Consider the following 9,266-nt stretch of genomic DNA (forward strand, 5'->3'; position numbering starts at 1 on the left):
GAGTAACAACATGGCTTACAGCGAAAAAGTAATTGATCACTATGAAAATCCACGTAACGTCGGTTCTTTCGATAGTGAAGACCCAACGGTTGGCAGCGGCATGGTCGGTGCCCCCGCGTGTGGTGACGTGATGAAACTGCAAATCAAAGTCAATAATGAAGGCATTATTGAAGACGCGCGTTTCAAAACTTACGGTTGCGGTTCTGCGATTGCTTCCAGCTCTTTAGTGACTGAATGGATGAAGGGCAAATCTCTGGAGCAGGCGGAATCGATTAAAAATACTGAAATTGCCGATGAATTAGAACTGCCGCCAGTGAAAATCCACTGTTCTATTCTGGCGGAAGATGCGATTAAAGCGGCGATTGCGGATTATAAAAGTAAACGTCAGGGCAGATAACGGCCCTTAATAATAAGAAGAAATTTGGTGGATACTGGCTGTTACATACCATCCAGTATCCGCCTTTGCTGGTTTTAATAAGTGAGGTTGTTGTATGTCAATTTCCCTTACAGAAAGTGCTGCACAACGCGTTTCGTCATTCCTGTGTAACCGTGGAAAAGGTGTTGGTTTGCGTCTGGGGGTCAGAACATCAGGCTGTTCAGGTATGGCCTACCTGCTTGAATTTGCCGATATGATTAACGAAGACGACACAGTGTTTGAAGATAAGGGTGTCAAAGTTATCGTAGATGGCAAGAGCATGGTCTACCTCGACGGTACAGAGCTGGATTTTGTTAAAGAGGGCCTTAACGAAGGCTTTAAATTCAACAACCCAAATGTTTCCAGTGAATGTGGTTGTGGAGAGAGTTTTAACGTTTAATTCCATTTTTCGGCCAAATCCAGAGTAAGTTTAGATTATGGACTATTTCACTTTATTTGGGCTGCCGGCTCGTTATGCTGTTGATCGTGAGCAACTGGCAAGCTGTTATCAAGAATTGCAACGTCAGTTTCATCCAGATCGCTTTGCTAGTCAGCCAGAGCGTGAAAAAACGCTGGCGTTGCAGCAAGCTGCGACTATCAATGACGGTTATCAAACGCTCAAACATCCACTGAAACGCGCTGAATATATGCTCTCTCTGCATGGTTTTGATTTAGCCAATGAACAGCACACCATGAGTGACAACGCTTTCCTGATGGAACAGCTCATGTTGCGGGAAGAGTTGGAATCTATTGCCAGCAAAGCTGATCCAGAAGCGGCATTGGCGGATTTTGCGGCTCGTCTGAGTGGGATGATTAAAACCCGCAGTCAGCAAATGGTGCGGCAATTGGATGAACAGCAGTGGGAACAAGCAGCCGATACGGTGCGTAAATTGCGTTTTCTGGATAAATTGCAACAGCAGGTTGAGCAACTGGAAGAACGTTTACTGGACGACTTTTAAGGAAAGCGTATATGGCTTTATTACAAATTAGCGAGCCGGGATTATCCGCTGTACCACACCAACGTCGTTTAGCTGCCGGTATTGATTTAGGCACGACACACTCATTAGTTGCCACTGTTCGCAGTGGGCAAGCGGAAACATTGATGGATAGTGAAAATCGTTACCTGCTTCCCTCAGTTGTTCGCTACCATGAAAAGGGGCTTGAAATTGGTTGGCAGGCCCGTCGACAGGCGGTACATGATCCCGCTAATACCATCAGCTCAGTAAAACGTATGATGGGGCGCTCTCTGGCTGACATTCAGCAACGTTATCCAAATCTTCCATATCAATTTCAAGCGAGTGAAAACGGATTGCCGTTAATCAACACCGCAACGGGTTTGGTCGATCCCATTCAGGTTTCTTCTGAAATTCTTAAATCGCTGGCGCAGCGTGCGGAAGAGACACTGGATGGTAAGCTTGACGGTGTTGTGATCACGGTTCCTGCCTACTTTGATGATGCACAGCGTCAGGGAACAAAAGATGCGGCGTGTTTAGCCGGATTGCACGTTCTGCGCTTGCTTAATGAACCGACTGCCGCTGCGATTGCCTACGGACTGGATTCTGGTCAAGAAGGTGTGATTGCGGTTTATGACTTAGGCGGCGGTACATTTGACGTTTCTATTCTTCGGCTAAGCCGTGGTGTCTTTGAAGTGCTGGCGACTGGTGGCGATACTGCACTGGGTGGTGATGATTTCGATTTGATACTGGCTGATTGGATTCGTGAACAGGCGGATATTGGCGACCGAAATGACCATAGTCTGCAACGCCAACTATTGGATACGGCTACTCAGGTAAAAATCGCCTTGAGTGATGCTGATATTGCAGAGATAAACATTGCCGGTTGGCAGGGTAAAATCACCCGTTGCGAATTTGAAGCCCTGATAACACCATTGATAAAACGGACTTTACTGGCAAGTCGCCGGGCATTGAAAGATGCAGAAGTCTCTGCGGATGAAGTTTTACAGGTGGTTATGGTGGGTGGTTCAACCCGTGTACCGCTAGTTCGTCATAGGGTTGGCGAGTTTTTTGGCCGCGAACCGCTGACTTCCATTGATCCTGATAAAGTGGTTGCGGTGGGGGCTTCAATTCAGGCGGATATTCTGGTGGGTAACAAGCCAGATAGCGACATGCTGTTGCTAGATGTGATCCCGCTTTCACTTGGGCTGGAAACGATGGGGGGCTTGGTTGAAAAAATTATCCCTCGTAACACGACCATTCCGGTTGCCAAAGCGCAAGAGTTCACCACTTTCAAAGACGGCCAGAGTGCAATGAGTATTCATGTAGTGCAAGGGGAAAGAGAATTGGTAAGTGATTGCCGTTCACTGGCCCGTTTTACCCTACGTGGTATTCCGCCATTACCCGCTGGTGGGGCCCATATCCGGGTGACTTTCCAGGTCGATGCTGATGGCTTGCTGAGTGTCAGTGCGTTGGAGAAATCCACTGGCGTCGAAGCTTCTATTCAGGTGAAGCCTTCCTACGGCTTATCTGATGGAGAGATTGCTCGCATGATAAAAGATTCTATGGCGAATGCTCAGGAAGATCTCAGTGCGCGTAAACTGGCAGAACAAAAAGTTGAAGCGGCGCGAGTACTGGAAAGTGTCACCAGTGCGTTAGAAAAAGACGCCGATCTACTGAATGAGCAAGAACAGGCGGCAATTGATGCGGCCGTAGAAACACTTATAACAAGCGTTCAGGGCAATGATCCTGAAATTATTGAAAACGCGATTAAACAACTGGATAAGCAAACGCAGGAATTCGCTGCGCGCCGGATGGATTCATCTATTCGCCGGGCGTTGGCGGGCCATTCTGTGGACGAGATTTAATTATGCCGAAAATTGTCTTTTTACCTCATAACGATCTTTGCCCTGATGGCGCAGTTCTGGAAGCCAAAGAAGGGGAATCCATTCTGAATGTTGCATTGCGCAATGGGATTGAAATTGAGCATGCTTGTGAAAAATCCTGTGCTTGCACAACTTGCCATTGTATCGTTCGTGAAGGTTTCGATTCACTGGAAGAGAGCTCTGAACTGGAAGATGACATGCTGGATAAAGCTTGGGGGCTTGAACCGGAAAGTCGTCTGAGTTGTCAGGCTAGAGTTTCCGATGAAGATTTAGTGGTAGAAATTCCCAAATACACCATTAACCATGCCCGTGAGCACTGATTGGCAGGAGAAAAATAAATGAGCCTGAAATGGTCCAATAGCCGTGAAATTGGTGAAGCGCTATATGACAAATTTCCTGAGGTAGATCCGAAAACGGTTCGCTTTACTGATATGCACCAGTGGATTTGTGAACTGGATGATTTTGATGATGCGCCTGAAAAATCCAATGAAAAGATTTTGGAAGCGATCCTACTTGTTTGGTTGGATGAGTTTGAATAACAAATCGCATTAATTTGTTATTTATCCGTCATAATTTTGATGTAGGCTGAACTTCAATGAAAAACTGGCTCTGGCCGGTTTTTTTATAGGATTGATATCTGGCAGACGAATAATTATATGGGTAGAAGCTTGAATAAGCTCCTCACTGCCATTGAGTGGTAATAATAAGAGGTGAAAAAAGAATGACTAAACAAATCATGCCGATAACACTGTCTTATGAACCAGCAGCAGCTTGCTGGGGTGAAAAAGCGCTGATTAGTTCCAGTGATGAAGGGATAACCATCCATCTGGTTGGTAAAGGTAAATTAGGGGCAGTACAACGTGCCGGGCGTAAAATTGACGGGCAGGGAATTCGTCATGTGGCTCTGATTGGCGAAGGTTGGGATTTAGAGAAAAGTTGGGCTTTTTGGCAAGGATTCCGTGCGCCAAAAGGTAATCGTTCGATTGAATGGCCTCAATTGCCTGCGGCTGAAAAACAGGAATTGGAAAGCAGAATTAAAATTATTGATTGGGTGCGTGACACCATCAATATGCCAGCGGAAGAGCTTGGGCCGGAACAATTGGCGAGGCGGGCGATTGATCTAATGTGTGGTATGGCTGGTGAATCAGTAAGTTATCGCATTATTAAAGGCGAAGATTTACGTGAACAGGGTTATGCTGGCATCCACACCGTTGGCCGTGGCTCTTCTCGTGATCCGATTTTGTTGGCGTTGGATTACAACCCAACTAACGACCCGCAAGCGCCGGTGTTTGCCTGCCTGGTAGGGAAAGGCATCACATTTGATACTGGCGGCTACAGCCTGAAACAATCTTCCTTTATGGATTCCATGAAATCGGATATGGGTGGAGCCGCGACCCTGGCAGGTGCATTGGCGCTGGCAATCAGTCGTGGCTTGAAACATCGAATTAAACTGTTCCTCTGCATAGCGGATAACATGGTCAGTGGTAACGCCTTTAAACTGGGTGATGTTATTCATTACCGTAATGGTAAATCTGTTGAAGTGATGAATACGGATGCGGAAGGTCGTCTGGTTTTGGCTGATGGTCTAATTGATGCCAGCAGAGAGAAAGCGAAATTAATCATCGATGCGGCAACCTTGACCGGTGCGGCGAAAACGGCGGTGGGTAATGACTACCACTCTGTACTCAGCTTCGATGACAAATTGGCGGCTGATCTGTTAGCGGCCTCCGCGTCCGAGAATGAACTGTTCTGGCGCCTGCCGCTAGCTGAATTCCATCGTAGCCAACTGCCATCGAATTTTGCTGACTTGAACAACGTTGCTGGGTCATCACATACTGCGGGAGCAAGTACTGCGGCGGCTTTCCTGTCTCATTTTGTGGAAGAATACCAAAAAGGTTGGATTCACATTGATTGCTCGGCGACTTATCGTAAATCCGCAGTAGAACATTGGTCCGCGGGTGCAACAGGTTGTGGGGTTCGTTCGATTGCTAATTTGCTATTGGCGAAGGCGAAATAAATTTATTTTATCTAAAAAACTGATTGGAGATTTTTATGGGTTCATTAAGTGAATTAATTTCGGTTGAGGTTGATGTTCCAAGTGGTAGTAAAATAACGCTTAGCCAACCGGAAGAATATCCCTCACAGCTCATTGAAGCTTTGGTCAGTTTATTTAGTCAACGTAAACCTGTTCGCCGTGCTTTTATCATTCAAGCGCATGATAAAAATGTGGATGAAAACCCCAATTTATTAATTGGACTGGAAATAAGCGGCGCGGCAGACGAAATTGATCAATTAATCCACGAAGCAGGCACTATTGCTTGTGAATACACCTCCGAAGAGGAGCCGATTGACTTCTGTTTAGTTGATGAAAAAGAGGGCGGTGTTAGCCATTATTTGATTCAACATACGCAGCCATTTTACCAGCGTAAATTAGGCAGTTGGTTACGTGGAAGTATTCCGGTGATGAATAAGTGACTATTAACGGGTGATAATATAGTTGTCGGTAGAATTGAAATCTCCTGTTTATTACCACAACCATTACCGAATCAAGTAGAAATTAAAAAGTCTGAGCCCAGTAAAATACAGGACTCAGACCTTGATGAATTCGTGATTTAAATTGAATAATTCACAGAGCTAGGGAGTCTTGTCTGCTATATTATTTTAAATAAACGTTAGTAGAAAAAATTTTAATTACTCTTATTGAATGTTTTTCTTAAATAACTTAATTTTAATAATTGATGCATGAATCTTATTTTTAACTAGAATAGATGAAATAAACTATAAATCAGAAAGAGATAATTATAATCTGGTTTTGTTTCATATATATAATAAGTATGTTTTTTATTTTTTTAAAGAAAATAATAATAAAATTCAATGTCAGAAACAATTATTAACCGAAGAAACTAAAATTCTAATAGTCTGTAAATAACTTAGTGCTCCCATTATATATTAACCTCTTGTCTTTTAAATAAAATTATTATTGATTGATATTTATATTTTACAATAAAGCTATTTTAATTGGCTCAGAAAATAATTTACAGAATAGATAAAATATCCGTTACCGGTTAATACACATTTTCTTTATTTATTTCACGGGGTTTTTATTTTTTTGTTGACAATAAGATATTGATTTTAATATTTTTTATTGCTTTTCAAGAGCATCTAATCACTATGGAATAGAATTTTTATTCTAATTTTCTTTGTGTTATGGTCTGTTTAAATAGTTACTTTATAAAATTATTGATAATTGTTTTATAAGAATTTTTAAGTTCACTATATTGATAGTTAAATATGTAATAATATTGAAAGAGAATCTTGATAAGAGATTAGCGATATTTTTTGCCTTAAACAGCTATGTTATAGAAAACAATTATTTATTTGTTTTATGCTATTTTTATCACGTTTATATTAAAAAAATATGTTAATTGTTTTTTACGTAATTAGCTTTAATGTTACTTTTATGGACAGGGATGTTTAATTGAGTGGCCGGGATAGCCCATTGCTTATGGATTCTATTGACAGGTGTTTAATTAAATAAGCAGATTTTTATATCTAAGCTTTGAACTTATGGAGAAATATATGTCTTTAAAGAGGAAGATTTCATATTTGGAAGAAGTTAATGGTTCAGCAAAGGCAAATGAGGTATTGACCTGGCTACAGGCTTATATTCCAGGTAAAGATCCTAATATTGTCGTTGGGCATGAGCCCAGTAAAGATGCAGCGAAAGAGTTAATCCGAAGTGATTACCGTTGGGGGCATCAGAGTAATGACAAATCTGAAACTTTCCAATTAACGTATAGTTTCCTGGAGAATGAACCGGATAATATGCCGTGGATTATTTATGGATTCTCAGCATTTAATGAAGAACAAAAAGCTGCCGCAAAACTGTCAATTCAATCTTGGACTGATGTCGCGAATATTAAATTCACGGAAACCTCTGATGTCAGTAAGGCGAATGTCACTTTTGGTTTCTTTGATATTAGTTTAACAGGGGATTATGCGTTTGCTGAGATGCCGCGCCCATCTTTGACACAGGTAGGAACTTGGTATAATGCGGAAAGCCGTACTTTCTTAAAAAATGATATTGAATTGAATGGTTATGGCCGGCATACATTTACTCATGAGATCGGCCATACACTGGGGTTGGATCATCCGGCTGATTATGACGCGTCTGATGATGTAATACCGACTTATAAGAACAAAGCTACCTATTTTGAAGATAGCGGTGCTTATACCGTCATGGGTTATTTCAGTGAAAAAAATACCGGACAGGACTTTAAAGGTAGTTATTCTGCTGCGCCATTACTTAACGATATTTCAGCCATTCAGTCGCTGTATGGCGCGAATAATATTACCCGTGCCGATGACACTGTATATGGTTTTAATTCCAATACCGATCGCGATTTTTTTACTGCAAAAGATGAAAAGAGCAAACTTGTGTTCACCGCCTGGGATGTGGGTGGTAATGATACCTTTGATTTCTCTGGTTTTACTCAGGATCAACGTATTAACTTGAATGAAGCTTCTTTCTCGGATGTGGGCGGCTTGAAAGGAAACATCTCTATTGCCCGTGGCGTCACGATTGAAAATGCGATTGGCGGCAGTGGTAATGACATTCTGATAGGGAATGACGTCGCCAATACTTTAAAGGGCGGTGCCGGTGATGACATTATCTACGGTGGACTGGGAGCGGATAATCTTTGGGGCGGGGAAGGCAAAGATACATTTGTCTACCTGAGTGCCAAGGAATCACCTTTTCTTGAGCGTGATTGGATTCATGACTTTATTTCCGGTGAAGACAAGATTGATGTGTCATTGTTCGATCTGGGTGAAGCAGGAAAAGGCACTATTAAGTTTGTCGAAGAATTCACTGGCGCTATTGGGGAAGCAGTGATTAGCTATGATAGCGTTAATAAGGTAAATGATTTCGTGATTAATATGGGGGGAGAATTATCCCACGATGGCTTTGGAGTGAAAATCGTCGGAGAGCCGCTGACAGAAGCTGATTTTATCCTTGCATAACACAACAATACAACAACACAACCGCATCTGACTGGATGCGGTTATTCATTTAATCACTTTGAGCGTCTGGACGTGTAATTTTGCTGTCTTCTGTATTCCGTCTTCTGTCCTCTATTTCCTGTCCTCTGTTTTCTGCCCATGTGGTTGGAGTTCTTAATCTACCATTTTTCTATAATATAAGTAGTCAAGTATATTTGGATAAGTAATGAATGATGTAATTTTTTATTTTAAAACAATCGCGAAATAATTTATTTCTAATTTGAAATTATCTTTTAATGATATTAAATATAATTAACAGATACGTTGGTCGTATTATTTTATTATGAAAAAATAATATATACGGAAGCTAGTTTTAGTTTGAAATTGTTTCATGTCGGTGTTAAATGTAATTAACGTTTACATTAGTTGTATAATTTGATTATTATAAAATAATATGTAATCAGGCAGGTTGATAATTTTTACGTGTATAAATATACATTAATTAATATAACCAAATGATAAATCATGCTTTTTATGGTGCAATCTGTTTCACGTCGGAATACGTGGAGGTTAATCTTACAGAAAATTATCAAGGTAAATTCGGTATTAATTGGGGATCAGGAGGTTTAATTTGTCTTTATAATTACTTGATTTTTTATGAAATAATTTACATTTGATATTAATTCAAAATGGACAAAATACAACAGGGATTTAACACTCATGTCAGTAAATATATTCAATAAATCCATTTTTATTTAGTTGTGGAATTCAGCATCGGCCAATAAAAAGTTGCACAAAATCAAAGACGCTTATTAAAAAAATAGGAAAAAAATGAAATATCTTTTGCCGGTTCACTGGATGAGCCGTTTATTCCGTTATCGGGAAAATAATTGTCGCAGAATTGTTAATTATGCGGTTATCAGCCGGACTATTACATCCAGCGTCCAAGAGAATGTGCTGTCTGAGGATTTTAATTGATGCCTGGTGTGCGCCTGTTCTTATTTCTTTGAG

Annotated in this window: 9 protein-coding genes and 1 pseudogene; all 10 read left to right on the plus strand. The window is 41.2% G+C overall.

The genetic code is table 11. From position 1 onward, the window contains the following. Positions 1–10 precede the first annotated feature (10 nt). The 10 genes and pseudogenes from iscU (at position 11) to Phpb_RS26015 (ending at position 9,233) form a co-directional block, all read left to right on the plus strand. Positions 11–397 carry a Fe-S cluster assembly scaffold IscU gene (iscU, locus tag Phpb_RS10450; RefSeq protein WP_065390280.1) on the plus strand — a complete coding sequence of 129 codons (387 nt, stop codon included), beginning with the start codon at positions 11–13 and terminating at the stop codon, positions 395–397. 94 nt (positions 398–491) lie between these two features. Then, positions 492–815 carry an iron-sulfur cluster assembly protein IscA gene (gene iscA / locus Phpb_RS10455; protein WP_065390281.1) on the plus strand — a complete coding sequence of 108 codons (324 nt, stop codon included), beginning with the start codon at positions 492–494 and terminating at the stop codon, positions 813–815. A 37-nt stretch (positions 816–852) separates the two neighbouring features. Beyond that, complete coding sequence (hscB, locus tag Phpb_RS10460) at positions 853–1,374, plus strand: co-chaperone HscB (RefSeq protein ID WP_065390282.1); 522 nt, start codon at positions 853–855, stop codon at positions 1,372–1,374. A gap of 11 nt (positions 1,375–1,385) precedes the next feature. Beyond that, positions 1,386–3,236: a Fe-S protein assembly chaperone HscA gene (hscA, locus tag Phpb_RS10465; RefSeq protein ID WP_065390283.1), complete on the plus strand. Its 1,851-nt coding sequence runs from the start codon at positions 1,386–1,388 to the stop codon at positions 3,234–3,236. Positions 3,237–3,238: 2 nt separating this feature from the next. Further along, on the plus strand, positions 3,239–3,574 hold the full coding sequence (fdx, locus tag Phpb_RS10470) for an ISC system 2Fe-2S type ferredoxin (RefSeq protein WP_036779209.1): 336 nt from the start codon (positions 3,239–3,241) through the stop codon (positions 3,572–3,574). 18 nt (positions 3,575–3,592) lie between these two features. After that, positions 3,593–3,793, plus strand: coding sequence for a Fe-S cluster assembly protein IscX (gene iscX, locus Phpb_RS10475; protein ID WP_065390284.1), 201 nt, complete (start codon positions 3,593–3,595; stop codon positions 3,791–3,793). 182 nt (positions 3,794–3,975) lie between these two features. Further along, positions 3,976–5,271, plus strand: coding sequence for an aminopeptidase PepB (gene pepB / locus Phpb_RS10480; RefSeq protein ID WP_065390285.1), 1,296 nt, complete (start codon positions 3,976–3,978; stop codon positions 5,269–5,271). Between the two features lie 65 nt (positions 5,272–5,336). Then, positions 5,337–5,729, plus strand: a pseudogene (locus tag Phpb_RS10485) (enhanced serine sensitivity protein SseB C-terminal domain-containing protein); the annotation flags it as partial. 1,104 nt (positions 5,730–6,833) lie between these two features. Next, positions 6,834–8,276 carry a serralysin gene (gene prtA, locus Phpb_RS10490; protein ID WP_065390287.1) on the plus strand — a complete coding sequence of 481 codons (1,443 nt, stop codon included), beginning with the start codon at positions 6,834–6,836 and terminating at the stop codon, positions 8,274–8,276. Between the two features lie 810 nt (positions 8,277–9,086). Then, positions 9,087–9,233 (plus strand): hypothetical protein, encoded by a 147-nt coding sequence (locus Phpb_RS26015; RefSeq protein ID WP_165603285.1) that lies wholly within the window; start codon positions 9,087–9,089, stop codon positions 9,231–9,233. Positions 9,234–9,266: the final 33 nt, after the last annotated feature.

The organism is Photorhabdus namnaonensis (genome assembly GCF_001684335.1).
GTDB lineage: Bacteria > Pseudomonadota > Gammaproteobacteria > Enterobacterales > Enterobacteriaceae > Photorhabdus > Photorhabdus namnaonensis.

Coding starts and splice junctions, on each gene's coding strand:
- iscU (WP_065390280.1), top strand. CDS start 11: ATGGCTTACAGCGAAAAAGTAATTGATCACTATGAAAATCCACGTAAC.
- iscA (WP_065390281.1), top strand. CDS start 492: ATGTCAATTTCCCTTACAGAAAGTGCTGCACAACGCGTTTCGTCATTC.
- hscB (WP_065390282.1), top strand. CDS start 853: ATGGACTATTTCACTTTATTTGGGCTGCCGGCTCGTTATGCTGTTGAT.
- hscA (WP_065390283.1), top strand. CDS start 1,386: ATGGCTTTATTACAAATTAGCGAGCCGGGATTATCCGCTGTACCACAC.
- fdx (WP_036779209.1), top strand. CDS start 3,239: ATGCCGAAAATTGTCTTTTTACCTCATAACGATCTTTGCCCTGATGGC.
- iscX (WP_065390284.1), top strand. CDS start 3,593: ATGAGCCTGAAATGGTCCAATAGCCGTGAAATTGGTGAAGCGCTATAT.
- pepB (WP_065390285.1), top strand. CDS start 3,976: ATGACTAAACAAATCATGCCGATAACACTGTCTTATGAACCAGCAGCA.
- prtA (WP_065390287.1), top strand. CDS start 6,834: ATGTCTTTAAAGAGGAAGATTTCATATTTGGAAGAAGTTAATGGTTCA.
- Phpb_RS26015 (WP_165603285.1), top strand. CDS start 9,087: ATGAAATATCTTTTGCCGGTTCACTGGATGAGCCGTTTATTCCGTTAT.